At 61.3% G+C, this 17,712-nt stretch carries 18 protein-coding genes; 5 read left to right on the top strand and 13 right to left on the bottom strand.

What is annotated here, in order from left to right:
- Positions 1–3: 3 nt before the first annotated feature.
- From choV to KI235_RS28080, 3 genes are all read right to left on the bottom strand, one after another.
- Positions 4–1,182: a choline ABC transporter ATP-binding protein gene (choV, locus tag KI235_RS28090; RefSeq protein WP_003206357.1), complete on the bottom strand. Its 1,179-nt coding sequence runs from the start codon at positions 1,180–1,182 to the stop codon at positions 4–6.
- Positions 1,179–2,024 (bottom strand): choline ABC transporter permease subunit, encoded by an 846-nt coding sequence (gene choW, locus KI235_RS28085; protein WP_003206355.1) that lies wholly within the window; start codon positions 2,022–2,024, stop codon positions 1,179–1,181. Before choW ends, choV begins: the two co-directional genes overlap by 4 nt.
- 71 nt (positions 2,025–2,095) lie before the next feature.
- A complete protein-coding gene (locus KI235_RS28080; protein ID WP_003206353.1) occupies positions 2,096–3,043 on the bottom strand; it encodes a choline ABC transporter substrate-binding protein in 948 nt (315 codons plus the stop codon).
- Between the two features lie 424 nt (positions 3,044–3,467).
- Between KI235_RS28080 and KI235_RS28075 the strand changes: the two genes are divergently transcribed.
- Together KI235_RS28075 and KI235_RS28070 are read left to right on the top strand one after the other, a co-directional pair.
- Positions 3,468–4,844 carry an L-serine ammonia-lyase gene (locus tag KI235_RS28075; protein ID WP_028237464.1) on the top strand — a complete coding sequence of 459 codons (1,377 nt, stop codon included), beginning with the start codon at positions 3,468–3,470 and terminating at the stop codon, positions 4,842–4,844.
- 581 nt (positions 4,845–5,425) lie between these two features.
- Complete coding sequence (locus tag KI235_RS28070; protein ID WP_013694424.1) at positions 5,426–6,529, top strand: GlxA family transcriptional regulator; 1,104 nt, start codon at positions 5,426–5,428, stop codon at positions 6,527–6,529.
- Between the two features lie 420 nt (positions 6,530–6,949).
- On the opposite strand, the gene KI235_RS28065 is transcribed toward KI235_RS28070, so the two are convergent.
- The 6 genes from KI235_RS28065 to KI235_RS28040 form a co-directional block, all read right to left on the bottom strand.
- On the bottom strand, positions 6,950–7,213 hold the full coding sequence (locus tag KI235_RS28065; protein ID WP_003206350.1) for a hypothetical protein: 264 nt from the start codon (positions 7,211–7,213) through the stop codon (positions 6,950–6,952).
- A gap of 381 nt (positions 7,214–7,594) precedes the next feature.
- Positions 7,595–8,758 (bottom strand): gamma-butyrobetaine dioxygenase, encoded by a 1,164-nt coding sequence (locus KI235_RS28060; protein ID WP_212795390.1) that lies wholly within the window; start codon positions 8,756–8,758, stop codon positions 7,595–7,597.
- Between the two features lie 20 nt (positions 8,759–8,778).
- Positions 8,779–9,255: a thioesterase family protein gene (locus tag KI235_RS28055; RefSeq protein WP_027912933.1), complete on the bottom strand. Its 477-nt coding sequence runs from the start codon at positions 9,253–9,255 to the stop codon at positions 8,779–8,781.
- Positions 9,256–9,384: 129 nt separating this feature from the next.
- Entirely contained in the window at positions 9,385–10,350 is a 966-nt protein-coding gene (locus KI235_RS28050; protein ID WP_003206344.1) for an L-carnitine dehydrogenase, read from the bottom strand.
- Positions 10,351–10,509: 159 nt separating this feature from the next.
- Positions 10,510–11,397 (bottom strand): 3-keto-5-aminohexanoate cleavage protein, encoded by an 888-nt coding sequence (locus KI235_RS28045; RefSeq protein ID WP_003206342.1) that lies wholly within the window; start codon positions 11,395–11,397, stop codon positions 10,510–10,512.
- A 71-nt stretch (positions 11,398–11,468) separates the two neighbouring features.
- A complete protein-coding gene (locus KI235_RS28040; RefSeq protein ID WP_212795389.1) occupies positions 11,469–12,413 on the bottom strand; it encodes a choline ABC transporter substrate-binding protein in 945 nt (314 codons plus the stop codon).
- Between the two features lie 186 nt (positions 12,414–12,599).
- Between KI235_RS28040 and KI235_RS28035 the strand changes: the two genes are divergently transcribed.
- Positions 12,600–13,559, top strand: a complete 960-nt coding sequence (locus KI235_RS28035) for a GlxA family transcriptional regulator (protein ID WP_003206339.1) — start codon at positions 12,600–12,602, stop codon at positions 13,557–13,559.
- A 68-nt stretch (positions 13,560–13,627) separates the two neighbouring features.
- Positions 13,628–14,812, top strand: a complete 1,185-nt coding sequence (locus tag KI235_RS28030) for a hypothetical protein (RefSeq protein WP_003206338.1) — start codon at positions 13,628–13,630, stop codon at positions 14,810–14,812.
- Between the two features lie 175 nt (positions 14,813–14,987).
- Here the strand turns inward: KI235_RS28030 and KI235_RS28025 are convergent, their stop codons facing one another.
- The 4 genes from KI235_RS28025 to KI235_RS28010 form a co-directional block, all read right to left on the bottom strand.
- Entirely contained in the window at positions 14,988–15,404 is a 417-nt protein-coding gene (locus KI235_RS28025) for a DUF3010 family protein (protein ID WP_003206337.1), read from the bottom strand.
- A gap of 32 nt (positions 15,405–15,436) precedes the next feature.
- Complete coding sequence (locus tag KI235_RS28020) at positions 15,437–15,760, bottom strand: helix-turn-helix transcriptional regulator (protein WP_013694416.1); 324 nt, start codon at positions 15,758–15,760, stop codon at positions 15,437–15,439.
- The gene (locus KI235_RS28015; RefSeq protein WP_003206334.1) at positions 15,744–15,998 is read right to left on the bottom strand and encodes a type II toxin-antitoxin system RelE/ParE family toxin; all 255 of its coding nucleotides are present in this window, start codon (positions 15,996–15,998) and stop codon (positions 15,744–15,746) included. The genes KI235_RS28020 and KI235_RS28015 overlap by 17 nt, the downstream gene beginning before the upstream one ends.
- 88 nt (positions 15,999–16,086) lie before the next feature.
- Entirely contained in the window at positions 16,087–16,488 is a 402-nt protein-coding gene (locus KI235_RS28010; protein WP_013694414.1) for a lysozyme inhibitor LprI family protein, read from the bottom strand.
- A gap of 235 nt (positions 16,489–16,723) precedes the next feature.
- Between KI235_RS28010 and KI235_RS28005 the strand changes: the two genes are divergently transcribed.
- A complete protein-coding gene (locus KI235_RS28005; protein ID WP_003206328.1) occupies positions 16,724–17,701 on the top strand; it encodes a dipeptidase in 978 nt (325 codons plus the stop codon).
- Positions 17,702–17,712 lie beyond the last annotated feature (11 nt).

Below are 17,712 nucleotides of genomic sequence, written 5' to 3'. Positions count from 1 at the left end.
GGCTCAGCCCAGGTTCTTGCCCAGCAGCGCGTGGTACAGCTCGCTGTCGCCCAGGATCCCGACGACTTGCTGGTTATCGTGGAGCACCAGTTTGTTGCCCGTCTGGTAGCGAATCTGCAACGCGTCGCGCATGCCGATGTTGGAGTCCACCAGGGTCGGACGCCGACCCAGCTCTTCGACGGCTTGGCCCGGTACCCAGTTTTGCAGGTCCAGTGCCGCGCCGTTCTGCCGGGCGCCCTTGATGGTGTTGCCTTCGGCGAGGTCGAGCCAGGAGTCGCCGCCCGGGTCCAGGCACACCGAACCGTTGATGCGCTTGCAGTTGTCCAGGGTGCGCATCAGGCTGCGACCGCACAGGACGTTGAGCGGGTTGGTGTGGGCGACGAAAGTGCGCACGTAGTCGTCCGCCGGGTTCAGCACGATTTCTTCCGGCTTGCTGTACTGGATGATCCGGCCGTCTTTCATGATCGCGATACGGCTGCCCAGCTTCAGGGCTTCGTCGAGGTCGTGGCTGACGAATACGATGGTCTTGCTCAGCTTGCGTTGCAGCTCCAGCAGTTCGTCCTGCAGACCCTGGCGGATCAGCGGGTCGAGGGCCGAGAAGGGTTCGTCCATCAGCAGGATGTCGGCGTCCATCGCCAGGGCGCGGGCCAGGCCGACCCGTTGCTGCATGCCGCCGGACAATTCGTCGGGCTTCTTGTTGCGCCATTGGGTCAGGCCCACCAGCTCGAGCTTCTCATCCACCAGCTTGCGGCGTTCTTTCTCAGGACGGCCCTGCATTTCCAGACCAAAGCTGATGTTCTCGCGCACCGTCAGCCAAGGCATCAGGGCGAACTTCTGGAACACCATGGCGATGCGCTTGGTGCGCATCATCTTCAGTTCAGCGGGGGTGCAGGAGGCGATGTCGATCTGCCGGCCTTCGTGTTCGACGAACAGCTTGCCGCGGCTGACGGTGTTCAAGCCGTTGATGCAGCGCAGCAGGCTGGATTTGCCGGAGCCGGACAGGCCCATCAAGACACAGATTTCGCCTTTCTCGATGTCCAGGCTGGCTTTTTCCACGCCGACGATTTGCCCGGTTTTCTTCAGGATTTCGTTGCGGGTCATGCCCTGGTCGAGCAGCTTGAGGGCTTCGCGTGGATCCCTGGAGAAGATCACGTCAACGTCTTCAAAACGGATTATGCTCATGCGTCACCCCCTACTTTGGCGTCGGGTTGTTTGCAGATTCGGTCGAGCATGATCGCCAGCAGCACGATCGCCAGGCCGGCTTCGAAGCCCAGGGCGATATCGGCGGTGTTCAGTGCGTTGACCACGGGTTTGCCCAGGCCATCGGCGCCCACCAGTGCGGCGATCACCACCATCGACAACGACAGCATGATGCACTGGGTGATACCGGCCGCGATGCTTGGCATCGCATGGGGCAGTTCAATGCGCGACAGGAGCTGGCGTCGGGAGCAGCCGAAGGCCTTGCCGGCGTCCATCAGTTCGTCCGGTACGTCGCGGATGCCCAGGTAGGTCAGGCGGATAGGCGCGGCAATCGCGAACACCACCGTGGAGATCAGGCCTGGGACCACACCCAGCCCGAAGAGGGTCAGGGTAGGAATGAGGTAAACGAAGGTCGGTACGGTCTGCATCAGATCGAGCACCGGACGCATCAGGGTGTAGAACATCGGCTTGTGCGCGGCAACAATGCCCAGCGGCACGCCGATCAGTACGCAAACCAGGGTCGCGAACAGCACCTGGGCGAGGGTCTCCATGGTCTCTTGCCAGTAACCCAGGTTGAGGATCAGCAGGAAGGACGCGATGACGAATACGGTCAGGCCCCATTTGCGCTGGATGAAGTGCGCCAATAGCGCAATGAGGCCGATCAGGGCCAGGGGATTGAACCAGGTCAGCGCAAACGTCACGCCGTGAATCATCGTTTCCAGGAACAGTGCGATTGCGTCGAAGGTGCTGGCGCCGTGTTGCGTCAACCATTCGACGAAGCCGGCAATGTACTGGCCTAAGGGTATTTTCTGATCAATGAGCATGGTAGTGAACGTCCGCATGCAAGGGAATAAACAGCCCGGGCGAGCGAACCCGCCCGGCATAACATAAGCAGTTACTGCGCAAGCTTGGCTTTCACGGCGTCCAGGCCAGGTTTACCGTCAATGGTGGTCACGCCAGCCAACCAGGTATCGAGTACCTGTGGGTTTTTCTTCAGCCAGGCCTTGGCGGCAGCCTCCGGCTTCATCTTGTCGTCGAGCACGTTGCCCATCAGCGTGCTTTCCATGTCGACGGTGAACTCCAGGTTTTTCAACAGCTGGCCAACGTTGCTGCATTCCTGGCTGTAGCCCTTGCGGGTGTTGGTCGCCACGGTTGCGGCACCGAAGTCGGGGCCGAAGAAGTCGTCGCCGCCGGTCAGGTACTGGATCTTGAAGCGGGTGTTCATCGGGTGTGGCGCCCAGCCGAGGAACACCACGTCGGTGCCACGCTTGGCGGCGCGGTCGACCTGCGAAAGCATGCCGGCTTCACTCGACTCGACGACTTTGAAGCCCGCGTCCTTCAGGCCGAAGGCGTTCTTTTCGATCATGCTCTGGATCAGGCGGTTGCCGTCGTTGCCGGGTTCGATCCCGTAGATCTTGCCGTCCAGCTCTTTCTTGAATTTGGGGATGTCGGCGAAGTCGTGCAGGCCTTTGTCATACAAAGCCTGAGGCACGGCGAGGGTGTACTTGGCGCCCTTGAGGTTGGTGCGCACGGTTTCCACGGTGCCGGCTTCGCGGTAGGCCTTGATGTCGTTTTCCATGGTCGGCATCCAGTTGCCGAGGAACACGTCCATGTTCTTGCCGTCGGCCAGGGACTTATAGGTCACCGGCACGGAAATCATGGTGGTCTTGGTCTTGTAGCCGAGGGCGTCGAGCACCACGCTGGTGGTGGCGGTGGTCACGGTGATGTCGGTCCAGCCGACGTCGGAGAAGTTGACGGTGCTGCACTGTTGGGGTTCAGCAGCGTTGGCCAGCATCGGAAGACTCAGCATGGCGGCCAACAACAACGATGTGGAACCTTTCATGGGTGGACTCCTGGTGTTTTATCGGCGGTGTCCGGTCAGGACAACCGCGCTTATTGGATGTTGCGGTTGGTGGCGCGTGGGCACTCTCTGACACGCGGCCTTGCAAACGAGCCGTAACCGATCATGTACCAGTGCAAATCTGACGCCTACAGGGTGGGTCGTATCCAGTACAGGGAGGGTCGCATCCAGTGTTGGTGACGTCGTTTACAGATTTTTTCCGCCCCTGGCGGGGCCCTGATACGCAGAAAAACGGCGCAAAACCGGGGCTAGGACGGGGCGGCGTTGCTGGGCATGATTGCGTCGGTGTCAGACGTCGGACCCCAAGGCAAAAACCGGATGATGCGGCCATCCCGGCGTTGAGCGTAGCAGCTCCGTCACCGGACGCTCCTGCGCCCGGATGTGCCTGTTCTGGAGGTTTTCGGCAATGGCAATCAGCGTGTTCGACCTGTTCAAAATCGGTATCGGCCCGTCCAGCTCACACACCGTGGGCCCGATGCGGGCCGCCGCCTTGTTCGTGCAAGGTTTGCGTGAGCGAGGACTTTTGGAACAAGTAGCGCGGGTGGAAGTTCAGCTCTACGGTTCGCTTTCAGCCACAGGCATCGGCCATGGCAGCGATAACGCGGTGATCATGGGCTTGATGGGCGAGTGGCCGGACGCGATCGATCCGTCGCAGATTGGTGTGCGCATCGAGCGACTGCGCGACACCCAGACCCTGCTGCTGGACGGTCGCCTGTCGGTGCCGTTCATCTGGTCCCGGGACATGCGCCTGATCGACGAAAACCTGCCATTCCATCCCAACGCCATGACGCTGGTGGCCGAGGCCGCCAACGGCGAGCTGCACCGTGACACCTATTACTCGGTCGGCGGTGGTTTTGTCGTTGATCAGGCCCAGGCCGCCAGCGGTGTAGTGGACCTGGATCGCACCGAACTGCCTTACGATTTTTCCAGCGCCGAAGAGTTGCTCCAGTTGTGCCGCAGCCACAACCTGCGGGTGGCCGACTTGATGATGGCCAACGAAAAGGTCTGGCGTTCGGAAGACGAGATCCGTAGCGGCCTGATGAAGCTCTGGCGGGCCATGCAGGATTGCGTCGAGCAGGGTCTCAAGCATGAAGGCATCCTGCCGGGCGGTTTGAATGTTCGTCGGCGGGCGGCCAAGTTGCATCGCAGCCTGCAAGAGCTGAACAAACCCAATGTCATCGGCTCGACCCTCAGCGCCATGGAGTGGGTCAACCTGTTCGCCCTGGCGGTCAATGAAGAGAACGCCGCCGGTGGGCGCATGGTCACGGCGCCGACCAATGGCGCGGCGGGGATCATTCCGGCGGTGCTGCATTACTTCATGAAGTTCAGCGAAGCGGTCACCGACGCCAACGTCGTGGATTATTTCCTCGGTGCGGCGGCGGTCGGGATCCTGTGCAAGAAGAACGCATCGATTTCTGGCGCCGAAGTCGGTTGCCAGGGCGAAGTAGGATCGGCCTGCGCCATGGCGGCGGCGGGCCTGGCGGAAATTCTCGGGGCCACGCCGGAGCAACTGTGCAACGCGGCGGAAATCGGCCTGGAACACAACCTCGGCCTGACGTGCGACCCAGTGGGCGGCCTGGTGCAGGTGCCGTGCATCGAGCGCAATGCGATCGCCGCGGTCAAGGCCATCAACGCCGCCCAAATGGCCCTGCGCGGGGATGGCCAGCATTTCATCTCCCTGGACCGGGTGATCCGCACCATGCGTGATACCGGTGCCGACATGCATGACAAATACAAAGAGACCTCGCGCGGTGGTTTGGCGGTCAGTGCGGTGGAGTGCTGAATCGCGTTCTCGCATCCTCTGTAGCAAGGGGATTCTCTGTGGGAGCAAGGCTTGCCCGCGATGGCGGCAGTAGATTCAACATGGATGTCGACTGGCATACCGCCATCGCGAGCAAGCTTTGCTCCCACAGATGATTCCCTTTATCCACAAGAGCGAAAACCGCTCACAAAATGAACACCAATCTGCAAACGCGCCACCTTTTAGCGCGTCGCAAACAGACAAGCCCCCTGTTGTCGAGCCAGCCACTGAATCGCGCTCGACCGTCCGTCATCCGCACCTGTGGTGATACTCGTTGCGCAAGCGGCGCAGCCCAGTACCCACAAGTGCTACCGAACTGCTCACGGTCCGCTGTGGCAGGTGCCTGCCGCCATTGATGGCGCTCATAACCCGTACTCGATGTACGCCTTATTTAGACAGGTCGTGATGTCGTTTTCAGGATTTATTGAACGCGTATTCAATTTTAGGCATGGCAATTGCTCTATTGCTGTAAAGCCCAGCTCCTTTGTGAGAACGAGGGCAATAACCAATAAAAAGAGCCTCCGCCTGAGGCCATCACCCGCTTTGTGTGAGGAGATACCGCGATGACGACGTCCAACTCCGGGGCCCAACCCCAGAACCGTGCGCCTCAATCCATCGGCTTTTTGCTGCTGGACAATTTCACGCTGATTTCCCTGGCGTCCGCGGTAGAACCGCTACGCATGGCCAACCAACTGTCCGGTCGCGAGCTGTATCGCTGGACCACCCTTACGGTCGATGGCGGCCAGGTCTGGGCCAGCGACGGCTTGCAGATCACCCCCGACGCCTCGATGCACAAGGCGCCGGCCCTGGATACTGTCATCGTCTGTGGCGGCATCGGCATCCAGCGCACCGTGACCCGCGAACACGTGTCGTGGCTGCAGGGCCAGGCCCGCCAATCCCGTCGCCTCGGCGCGGTTTGTACCGGCAGTTGGGCCCTGGCCTGCGCCGGCCTGCTGGACGGCTTCGATTGCAGCGTGCACTGGGAATGCCTGGCGGCAATGCAGGAAGCTTTCCCACGGGTGTCGATGAGCACCCGTTTGTTCACCCTTGATCGCAACCGCTTCACCAGCTCCGGTGGCACCGCGCCGCTGGACATGATGCTGCACCTGATCAGCCGCGATCACGGTCGTGAACTGTCGGCAGCGATCTCGGAAATGTTTGTCTACGAGCGTATCCGCAACGAACAGGATCACCAGCGTGTGCCGCTCAAGCACATGCTCGGCACCAACCAGCCGAAGTTGCAGGAAATCGTCGCGCTGATGGAGGCCAACCTCGAAGAGCCGATCGACCTGGACGAGCTGGCGGTGTACGTCGCCGTGTCCCGGCGTCAGCTGGAGCGGTTATTCCAGAAATACCTGCACTGCTCGCCATCGCGCTATTACCTCAAGCTGCGGCTGATCCGTGCACGGCAACTGCTCAAGCAGACGCCGATGTCGATCATCGAAGTGGCCTCGGTGTGCGGCTTCGTCTCCACTCCGCACTTCTCCAAGTGCTACCGCGAATACTTCGGCATTCCGCCACGGGACGAGCGTGTCGGTTCCAACACCACGCAACAGGTGGCGATGATGCCGCTGCCGCAGGCGCTGGTACTGTCGCCATTGTCCGGCCCGCTGTCGGCGCTGAGCCAGGCGCGTAATGAATCGACGTTTGCCAGCGTGAGGCTCTAAGACCGCAGCGCCTTTATCGCGAGCAAGCTGGGGGGTATGGCTGGAGAGATAGGCCGGCTGTAAGGCCGTCTCGCGAGCAAGCTTTGCTCCCACAGATCTGATGGGTGTACGACCGGGGAGCCAGGCCGGCTGTAAGGCCGTCTCGCGAGCAAGCTTTGCTCCCACAGATCTGATGGGTGTACGACGGGGAGAGCCAGGTCGGCTACTAGGCCGCCTTGCGGCGGCCCACGGAGCAATGCTTGCGTTCGGGCATGCCGAGCCTAGGCGAGGCACCGAGTGGTGGGGCATAAGCGCTTTGGTTACTTTCGCCTGGGCCGGCATTCCGGCTTTTCGAAAGTGACCCGCCGTCAGGGCGGAACCCTAAGTGGCCGTTACCGCAGCAATGGATATGTACCCGGTCAACAAAATCCACAGGTTTTGTCAGGCGCTATGGTTTTGCTGGTAGTCCGTCAGAGCCGGCAACAGCTGCTTATCGATCGCCTGGCGCACCGCCGGCAGGATAGTGGCGCTGCTGGTGTACATCTCCTTGACCATCCGCCGCAATTCATTGGCACGGACAGTGTCCAGCCCCCGCACGGCGCACTCGCATGCCTGCTCGGCGGTGGAGCCACTGGGTATTTGCAGGCCCAGGGCCTTGAGATGGCCCAGCAGGTCTTCCTGGTCGATCAAATCGGCGTACATCATGACGCTTTTCCTTGTTCAGGGATTGGGGTCGTGTCTCGATTCTGGTAGCGACCCGAAGCGGCGGCAAGGGCAAATGGTCGCAATGTCATGAATGACTATGGAGGCGTCGTTTTCGGCTAACTTGCACGGGGCTGGACTGGGCACACTGACCTCAAGCTGAATCACGATGGTTTGGTCACCCTCGCGCGACAGCTCCTCCAGTAACGCAACCTGCCCCGATCCTGTCACGGCTTGATCGGGGATTTTTTTGCCTGTGAATCAGGGAAAGCTTGGATGTCTGGTGGATTGTCATCGCGAGCAAGCTCGCTCCCACATTAGATTTTGTGAACGACGCAGAACCCCTGTGGGAGCGAGCTTGCTCGCGATGAACGATGACGCGGTCTAGCGCTGCAACACCAGAATCCGCGACAACAACTCATCCCGATCCACATAGCACCCCTGGAAATGCCGGGCCCCGGAAGCCGGGTCGAAGGCATTGCGGGCGTGGAGCGTGCGGCGGTTGTCGAAGTACCAGAGCTGGCCGGGCTCGAGACGCTGTATCAGGCGAAATTGTGGCTCGCGGGTCAGGGCAATGAGGCGGCGGTAGGCGCGGTAAAGCTTGGGCATCTGCTCGACCGTGGTGTCGAACGGCCCACGCAGGAAGTTCGCCATGCGGATTTCCGAAACCTGGCCGAGGGCGTCCAGGGCGATGATGGGCGCCAGGCAGCGGTAGTCGCTGCGACGGTCCTTGTTGCGAAACTCCACCGGGATCCGGCACAGCGCGTCGAAGGCCTCGGGGTCTTCCTGGCGCAGCGCTTCAGCAATGGAAAACCCGTCGACAAAAATGCTCTCGCCGCCGTCGGCGTCATTCACCAGGCAATGCAGGAATTGCAGCCCCGGCTGCAATTCCCGGGTCGGCAAATCACTGTGCAGCGGCAGGTTGAAAGCGGTGTAGGCGTTGCTGTCGGCATCGGCCTTGGACTGCACATTGAACAGCACACCGAAGTTGCTCTCGCGAATAAAGGAAATGCGCTGGGCAATCCGTTTCAGCGAGCCGGGTTCGGTGGGTACGCCGCGCACCTGGGTCAGGCCGATGTCGCGCACCGCCAGCAACCATTGCAACAACGCATCGGTGTCGTCCATCAGCGCCGGGTAGTCGAACACTGGCAATTGCAGGTCGTGCCGCCACAGTTGGCGTCGGGGCTTGTTCGCCAGGCGCTCGGCTCGGGACTGATCATCGTAGGCGTGGGCGCGCAACCAGCCCGGATCGAAACGGCTCTGGTGGCCGTCCTGCCAGTCCACGCACAGGCAGCCTTCGTCATCGAGGTAGGTTGCGCGGGGGGTGATGTCTTCAGGGACGTCGACGATTTCCAGCACCTGCTCGCGGGTGACGCTGTAGACGCATTGAGGGCAAGGGCAGTTGTCCCGCAGCCACTGGTGATGAAAGGGGCTGGCCCGGCCATCGGCCCACGTCACTTGCACCCGGTCGGTCAACGGTGTGGCGGCGGTCAATGGGGAGATCAGGGGGTAACGGCGGAAGTCGGCAAAGGCGGCGGCGGTGTTCATGGCGATCTCCTGTTCGCGGCCTATCGGGGGAGAGGCAGGGCGATGATCCGGCCGATGTACAGCGGCGGCGGCAGGTCGGATTGTTCGTCGAGCAGGGCGCTGAGCCGGCCCAGGGCCTGTTCGGTGAAAGGCGCCGAGCGCGGGCCGGCCAGGTCGACGTGCAGCAGCATCTGTTCATTGCCGGCCAGCTCTTTATCACCGCCGACCAGATGCAGGCTGTGGTAGAGGTGCAGGCGTTTGGCGTCGTGGCCGATGATGTGCGTATGCACCTCGACATGAGCGTCGAGCTTCACTTCGTGCAGGTAGTTCAGGTGCAGTTCGAGGGTGAACAACGAGTGGCCGCTGGCTTCGCGGTTCTGGCTGTCCAGGCCGAGCCGGTCCATCAGCGCGTCGGTGGCGTAGCTGAAGATCAGCAGGTAGAAGGCATCGCGCAGGTGGCCGTTGTAATCGACCCATTCGGGGAGGATGCGGGTTTGGTAGGTGGTGAGGGTGGGCATGGCTGTCTCCGAGCATGATCGTTCCCACGCTCTGCGTGGGAACGCCTCTTGTGACGCTCTGCGTCACGCTTCATTCGGAACGCGGAGCGTCCCGGGCTGCATTCCCACGCAGAGCATGGGAACGATCAGTTACTCGGCAAAGGTCATCCCATGCTTTTCTTTGGTGGTCTTCACCGCCTCCAGCACCGCCAGCAGGCAATCATCACGATAGCGCTCCAGGGCCGAGATGCTGTGGCTGCCCAATTGCGCGCTCGTGCCGTCCACCACGTCGTCGATCAGCTTCTCGGTCAACTCAGGCGCTGGCAGGTAAGTCCACGGCAGTTGCAGCGCCGGGCCGAACTGGGCCATGAAGTGCCGCATGCCGGCATCGCCGCCGGCCAGGGTGTAGGTCAGGAACGTGCCCATGAACGACCAGCGCAAGCCGGCACCGAAACGGATCGCATCGTCGATTTCTCCGGTGGTCGCTACCCCGTCGTTGACCAGGTGCAGGGCTTCGCGCCACAGCGCTTCGAGCAGGCGGTCGGCAATGAAACCGGGCACTTCCTTGCGCACATGCAGTGGCCGCATGCCGAGGGATTCGTATACCTGCATCGCCGCCTGCACGGCTTCGGGCGCGGTGTTTTTGCCGCCGACCACTTCCACCAGCGGCAACAGGTAGACCGGGTTGAACGGGTGCCCGACCACGCAGCGCTCCGGATGGGTGGCGCCTTCGTAGAATTCGCTCGGCAGCAGCCCCGAGGTACTGGAACCGATCAACGCGTTCGGCTTGGCGGCGGCACTGATCTGGCCGTGCAATTCGAGTTTCAACTCCAGGCGCTCGGGGGCGCTTTCCTGAATGAAGTCGGCGTCGCGCACGCATTCTTCGATGGTTGCGACAAAGCGCAGCCGATCTTGCGAAGCTCCGGGTGCCAGGCCTTGTTTTTCCAGGGCGCCCCAGGCGTTGGCGACGCGCTTGCGCAACGCCGCTTCGGCACCTGGTGCCGGATCCCAGGCGACAACGTCCAGGCCATGGGCCAGGGCCCGGCTGACCCAGCCGCTGCCGATCACACCGCTGCCCAGGGCGGCGAAAGTCTTGATGTCGGTGATAAAGCTCATGGTGATTTCCTGAAAAATAGTTCGGTGATCTCCTGTGGGAGCAGGGCTTGCCCGCGATGGCGGCAGTAGGTTCAACGGGGATGTCGACTGACATACCGTTATCGCGGGCAAGCCTTGCTCCCACAGGTTGTGCCCCCAATAGGGGAAGTTGGTGTCGGCTCAGCCGCGCTGGGTCAGCCCCATTTTCTTGCGACCTTCAGCCGGGGTCAGCACGCGGGCGCCGAGGCGGCTGAGGATCTCGCCAGCGCGCTCCACCAGTTGGCCGTTGGTAGCGAGTACGCCTTTGTCCAGCCAGAGGTTGTCTTCCAGCCCAACCCGCACGTTGCCGCCCAACAGCACCGCCTGGGCGGCCATCGGCATTTGCATGCGGCCGATGCCGAAGCCGGCCCACACCGCGTCCGCCGGCAGGTTGTCGACCATGGCTTTCATGGTGGTGGTGTCGGCCGGCGCGCCCCACGGGATGCCCAGGCAGAGTTGGAACAGCGGGTTTTCCAGCAGGCCTTCCTTGATCAGTTGCTTGGCGAACCACAGATGACCGGTGTCGAAGATCTCCAGCTCGGCCTTGACCCCCAGCTCAGTGATGCGCTTGGCGCCGGCCCGCAGTTGCGCCGGGGTGGAGACGTAAATGGTGTCGCCGTCGCCGAAGTTCAGGGTGCCGCAATCCAGCGTGCAGATTTCCGGCAACAGCTCTTCGACGTGGGCCAGGCGGGTCAGCGGACCGACCAGGTCGGTGTTGGGACCGAACTCCATCGGCCGTTCGCCCGCACCGATCTCCAGGTCGCCGCCCATGCCGGCGGTGAGGTTGACGATGATGTCCACGTCCGCTTCACGGATGCGCTCCATCACCTCGCGGTACAGCGCCACGTCGCGGCTGAACTTGCCGGTCTGCGGATCGCGGACGTGGCAATGGACCACCGTGGCCCCGGCCTTCGCCGCCTCGACGGCAGCGGCGGCGATCTGTTTCGGGGTGACCGGTACGTGAGGGCTCTTGGCGGTCGTGTCGCCAGCACCGGTGAGTGCGCAGGTGATGATGACGTCGTGGTTCATGGTGCGGATTCCTTCAGGCGTGGTGAGTCACTGCACAGCCCTTTGGTGCTGCGCAGATGGATAGCGGTTGCTCAGTTACTGGTCAGTTTCAGGTTGTCGGCGGCGGGCTTGCCGTCGAAGGTGGTGACGCCTTCGAGCCAACGCTGCTTGTCTTGCGGATGATCCTTGAGCCATTGCCGGGCCGATTCGAGCGGGTCCTTGTGATCGAGCAACGGCTGCATCATCCGGCTCTCATCTTCGGCGCTGAACGTCAGGTTGCTCAGCAAGCGACCGACGTTCGGGCATTGTTGGGCGTAGTCCGGCGCGGTGACGGTCCACACGGTGGCCATGCCTTCGTTCGGACCGAGGGCGTCGTCGCTGCCGGTGAGGTAGGTCATTTGCACGTTGACGTTCATCGGGTGCGGTGCCCAGCCGAAGAACACCACGGCTTCCTTGCGGCGCACGGCGCGGTCCACGGCGGCGAGCATGCCGGCTTCGCTGGACTCCACCAGCTGGAACTTACGCAGGCCGAACTGGTTCTTGGCGATCATTGCCTTGATCTGGGTATTGGCGCCGGAGCCGGGCTCGATGCCGTAGATCTTGCCGCCCAACTCTTTTTCGAATTTGGCGATGTCGGCGAAGGTTTTCAGGCCCTTGTCGGCCAGGTAGGTCGGCACGGCCAGGGTCGCGCGGGCGTCCTTGAGGCTTGGCTGCTCCAGCACCTTGACCTGCTTGGCCTCGACGAACGGGGTGATGGTCTGGGTCATCAACGGGTTCCAGTAGCCCAGGAACAGGTCCAGGCGCTGGTCGCGGATGCCGGCGAAGATGATTTGCTGGGAGGCGCTGGTTTGCTTGGTCTTGTAGCCGAGGCCGTCGAGCATCACTTGGGTCAGGGCGCTGGTGGCGATGACGTCGGTCCAGTTGACCACGCCCAGGCGCACGTTCTGGCACGCGGCGGGCTCGGCAGCCATGGCGGCGCCATTGAGCAAAGTGGTACCGCAAAGTGCAAGTACACAGGAGCTGATCAGTCGTTTCATGTCGGGTTCCTCGGCAGCTTATTGTTATGGGTTCCGGCATCTGCGCACCGGTGATGCCAAGTTACGCAGCCCGGCGCCTGGCAAAACGCACAGCGGCGACGTGCTCTTGCACTGCAGCGACTCTTGAACGGCCGTTGCAACTGGCGTATCAAGGTCCGCACGCTACCCGCCAACCGAGTGCGCTCCATGTCCCAGGATTTCTACTTTTTGTTGCTGCCGGGTTTTTCGGCCATCGGTTTCATTTCGGCCATCGAGCCTTTGCGGGTCGCCAATCGGTTTCGTGGCGAGCTATACCGCTGGCATGTGCTGAGTGTCGATGGCGGGCCGGTGCTGGCGAGCAATGGCATGTCGGTCAACGCCGATGCCGCACTGGAGCCCTTGAAGAAAGGCGCGACCCTCTGGGTGGTGGCCGGGTTCGAGCCGCTGAAATTCGCCACCCCGGCGCTGGAGCGCTGGCTGCATCGGCTGGACAACGAAGGCGTGACCTTGGGCGGCATCGACACCGGCAGTGTGGTGCTGGCCGAGGCGGGGCTGTTGGAAGGGCACCGCGTGACCTTGCATTGGGAAGCGATCGAGGCGTTCAAGGAGTCCTATCCACAACTCAGCGTGACCCAGGAACTGTTCGAAATCGACCGTCGCCGCATCACTTGCGCGGGCGGCACTGCGTCCATCGATCTGATGCTGGACCTGATCGGCCAGGCCCACGGTTCGGAATTGGCGATCCAGGTCAGCGAGCAGTTCGTGCTCGGCCGCATCCGCCCGCGCAAAGACCACCAGCGCATGGAAATCGCCAACCGCTATGGCATTCGCAACAAGAAGCTGGTGCACGTCATAGGCGAGATGGAAACCCACAGCGAACCGCCCCTGAGCACCTTGGCGCTGGCCGAATCGATCAACGTCACCCGTCGCCAGCTCGAACGCCTGTTCCGCCTGCACCTGAACGACACCCCGAGCAACTTCTACCTGCGCCTGCGCCTGGAGAAGGCCCGGCAGCTGCTGCGCCAGACCGACATGAGTGTGTTGGAAGTGAGCATCGCCTGCGGCTTTGAGTCACCGTCGTACTTCACCCGCAGCTATCGGGCACGGTTCGAGCGCTGCCCGCGGGAGGATCGACGACGGCAGGGGGATGGGCGGGAACTGGTTTGACAGGCTTTTATACTCAATTATACTCGCGACTATAAATTATACCTGTCGCCATAATTGAGTATAAAACCATGTCCAAGCATCCCGGTTTTGTCTTCAGGCGCCCCGATCTGGCCCGCAATATTGTCGATGGGCTGGCCGGCGCCGGGATCCAGGATTACACCTCAGGCCTGTTCCTGGCCGCGCCAAGGCGTACCGGAAAAAGTACGTTCCTGCGCGAAGACTTGATTCCCGAATGCGAGACGCGAGGTTGGCTTGCGGTCTACGTCGACCTTTGGGCAAACAAGGAGAAGGACCCTGCCGACCTGATCGCCTCGGCCATCGCCGGCGCACTGGTGCCTTATGAAAAGGGCATCCGCAAGCTCGCCAAATCCATGGGTATCGACAAACTCAGCTTCTTGCGCACGTTGTCCTGGGATTTCAGCCAGCCGCAACTGCCCGAAGGGGCGACGCTGACCCAGGCGCTGGAGCTGTTGCACCGTGCCGCGGGTAAAACCGTGGTGCTGGTGATCGACGAAGCCCAGCATGCATTGACCACCGAGGCCGGGGTCAACGCGATGTTCGGCCTCAAGGCTGCCCGTGACCAGCTCAACCAGGGACGTGAGGGGGATGCCAGCGGCCTGCGGCTGGTGTTCACCGGCTCCAATCGCGACAAGCTCGCCCACTTGGTATTGAGCCGCAACCAACCGTTCTACGGGTCCAGCATCACGCCGTTTCCGTTGTTGGGCAAAGCCTTCACCCAAGCCTATACCGCTCATTTGAACGCACACCTGGCCCAGACCAACCAGTTCAATGCCGATGATCTCGACCAGGCTTTTGAGCTGGTGGGGCGCCGTCCCGAGATGTTGCGCAGCGTCATCGGCGAAATTGCCCTGGAGCTGGGTGAGGCGAGCCAGTTGGGTGAATTGCTGCGCAGCAGCGCCGAAATGCTGCGCGCCGGCGTCTGGACCGAGTTCGAGAGCGCCTGGAACGCCCTGACGGTGCCGCAGCGCGCCGTGTTGCAGGTCATGGCCGAGCGCTCGCAGAACAACGAACCCTTCGCGCCCTTCACCGATTCAACGCTGGAGGCGGTGGGCAAGGCGCTGAGGACCATGGGAAGCGAAGTCGTGCCCGGTACCCAGACCATCCAATCCTGTATTGATGCGCTGCGTGAAAAGGAATTGGTGTGGAAGTCCAACCGGGGTGGTTATGCGCTGGAGGACAAGGCGTTTGCCGATTGGTTGAAGGGGTATCGCAAGCAACAGAATCGGTCCTGACCCGATTGGCGGTCGAGCATAGTGACCTGTGTGGAGAGGGGGTTTTGTGGGAGCAAAGCTTGCTCGCGAAACAGTCGACTCGGTTTCTGAAGGACCGCATCGCCTCCATCGCGGGCAAGCCTTGCTCCCACAAAAAATTCCATGACTATAGGTACGGTGTTCGGCTGGAAAAGGTCTATTTCTTCATCAGCGCCGAACACGCCGCCTTGTACGCCTCATGCTGATACTTGTTCAGCGTCGCCGGCAGGGCGAAGTCATGTTTCTTGCTTTGTGCATTGATGGTCTGCGGCGACAGCAGCGTCACCTCGCAACCGTCCAGCAACTGGAAGACCCCTTCGATCTTGAACGTCGTCGGCCCACCGGCGAACTCGCCTTTCTTGCTGCGCTTTTTGATGGCGATGCGTTCGATACCGTTATCCGTCACGAACGCTCGGACCTGAGCAGCAAACGCCTTGACGTTGGCGGCTTCGTCATCGTCGTCCAGGGCGATTTTCTTGGTGTTCAGCGGGACGTGGCTCAACGCCTGTTGATCCAGCGAGGCAACGGCGATGATCGCTTCGCTGCCTTTGATTTCGATGCCGCACGTTTTCATGTGAATCCTTTTGCTGGAGGGTGGCGTGCAGCTTACAGCTCCAACTGGTCAGCATGGATACCAAAGGCCGCAGCAATTTTTTTGCGGGTGGCTCGGCGAGGCTTGGCGACCGACTCTTGCTGGGCAAACGCCGGTTGAGAAATACCCAGGCGCCTGGCGACTTCATCTTGAGTCAGGTTCAGGTGTTCGCGCCAGGCACGAATGGGCGTGGCGCCATCGACGATGCGGCTGACGACTTCATGGGGAATCAGATCGGGTTCCAGTTTCTGCGCGACGTATTGGGCATATGGAATGACCACAAATGCCGGATGCCCGTCTGCGTCATTGATGATCTGAATATCAGTAGGTACGTTCATCGCGTTTCCTGACCTCTTGAATGCTGACGATCTTGATCGCCCCGTCCCAATCGAACATGACTCGATAGCGGCCTACCCGAAGGCGATAGGCGTAGTCATGGCCGACAAGCGCTTTGACGTTCGCCGCGTCGGGCATCTGGGCGAGCGCCGTAACGGCGTCCCGAACCTGGGCCTGATGGGCAGAATGCAATTTCAGAAGCTGCTTAACGGCTTTTCTGGTCCAGTGGATGGTGTTCATGAAAGGATATAAGTCTTTTATAAGTTTTGCGAATCCTGACTTATATCCCCTCCAGGGCCAACGCATGAAAGGTGTCTGAATATTGCCCTCAGTCTTGCCCAATCGACTCCAAAAACTCCGACCGATCATCGCTCACCTGGGCCATGCAGTCGTTTTCGGCGATTTTGTAGGCTTCGCTGCCGGGTTTGGCCGGGAAGGCGGCGATGGCGCAGTCGGCGTCGCGCTGTTTTTGCCACAGTTGCTGGGCGGTCTTGACCTTGGTGGTGATGTCGTTGAGCTGGGCCTTGTCGCTGGCGTAGCGGGTTTGCAGGCGCTCAAAGAGGCTTTGCAGGTTTTCGCCCAGCAATTGTTCGGCGGCGGTTTTGCCGTAGACCGAGCAGGCCAGGGTCTGGACGTCGTTTTCAACTTCGTCGCAGGGGTTGGGTTCGGTGTCTTCGGTCGCATGTGCGACGGTGCTGATCAGTGCCAAAGCCAGGAAGAGTGATTTCATCGCGTTGCCGCTCGAGTCCAGTGAAAACCAGTGATGCGGCGGATTCTGGCGCAAGCGTCGGCTAAAGAACAGACGGGTAGGGTGGGCCTGTTGTAGTCCATTGTCGTGGATTGACGCTTTCGGCAATTCCCCTGTCGTTTTTGCACCGGGTCGCCACGGCCCTCAGGCATATGCTGGCCCCAAAGCGCCGGCACACGATTCGGCGCATGAATCGCTGACAAAAGGGGACTGCCTGATGAGCCCAGCCGAATTGCACGCCGACAGCATCGTTATCGACGGGCTGATCATTGCCAAGTGGAACCGCGACCTGTTCGAAGACATGCGCAAGGGCGGTCTGACCGCAGCCAACTGCACCGTGTCGGTGTGGGAAGGTTTCCAGGCCACCATCAACAACATCGCCGCGAGCCAGAAACTGATCCGCGAGAACAGCGACCTGGTGATCCCGGTGAAAACCACCGCCGACATCCGTCGCGCCAAGGAACAGGGCAAGACCGGCATCATCTTCGGTTTCCAGAACGCCCATGCCTTCGAAGACCAACTCGGCTACGTCGAGATCTTCAAGCAACTGGGCGTGGGTGTGGTGCAGATGTGCTACAACACCCAGAATCTGGTCGGCACCGGTTGCTATGAACGCGACGGCGGCCTGTCGGGCTTCGGTCGCGAAATCGTCGCCGAGATGAACCGGGTCGGCATCATGTGCGACCTGTCCCACGTCGGTTCCAAGACCTCCGAAGAGGTCATCCTCGAATCGAAGAAGCCAGTGTGCTACTCCCACTGCCTGCCGTCCGGCCTGAAAGAACACCCGCGTAACAAGTCCGATGAAGAGCTGAAGTTCATTGCCGATCACGGCGGTTTCGTCGGCGTGACCATGTTCGCGCCGTTCCTGGCCAAGGGCATCGATTCGACCATCGACGACTACGCCGAAGCCATCGAATACACCATGAACATCGTTGGTGAAGACGCCATCGGCATCGGCACCGATTTCACCCAGGGCCACGGCCAGGACTTCTTCGAAATGCTGACCCACGACAAGGGCTACGCCCGTCGTCTGACCAGCTTCGGCAAGATCATCAACCCTCTGGGCATCCGCACCGTGGGCGAGTTCCCGAACCTCACCGAGACGCTGCTCAAGCGCGGCCATCCTGAGCGGGTAGTGCGCAAGATCATGGGCGAAAACTGGGTCAGCGTCTTGAAAGACGTCTGGGGCGAATAAAACGCCACCGT

The sequence above is a fragment of the Pseudomonas sp. St386 genome (assembly GCF_018325865.1).
GTDB lineage: Bacteria > Pseudomonadota > Gammaproteobacteria > Pseudomonadales > Pseudomonadaceae > Aquipseudomonas > Aquipseudomonas brassicacearum.
This window is presented reverse-complemented; position numbering and strand designations above follow the sequence as displayed.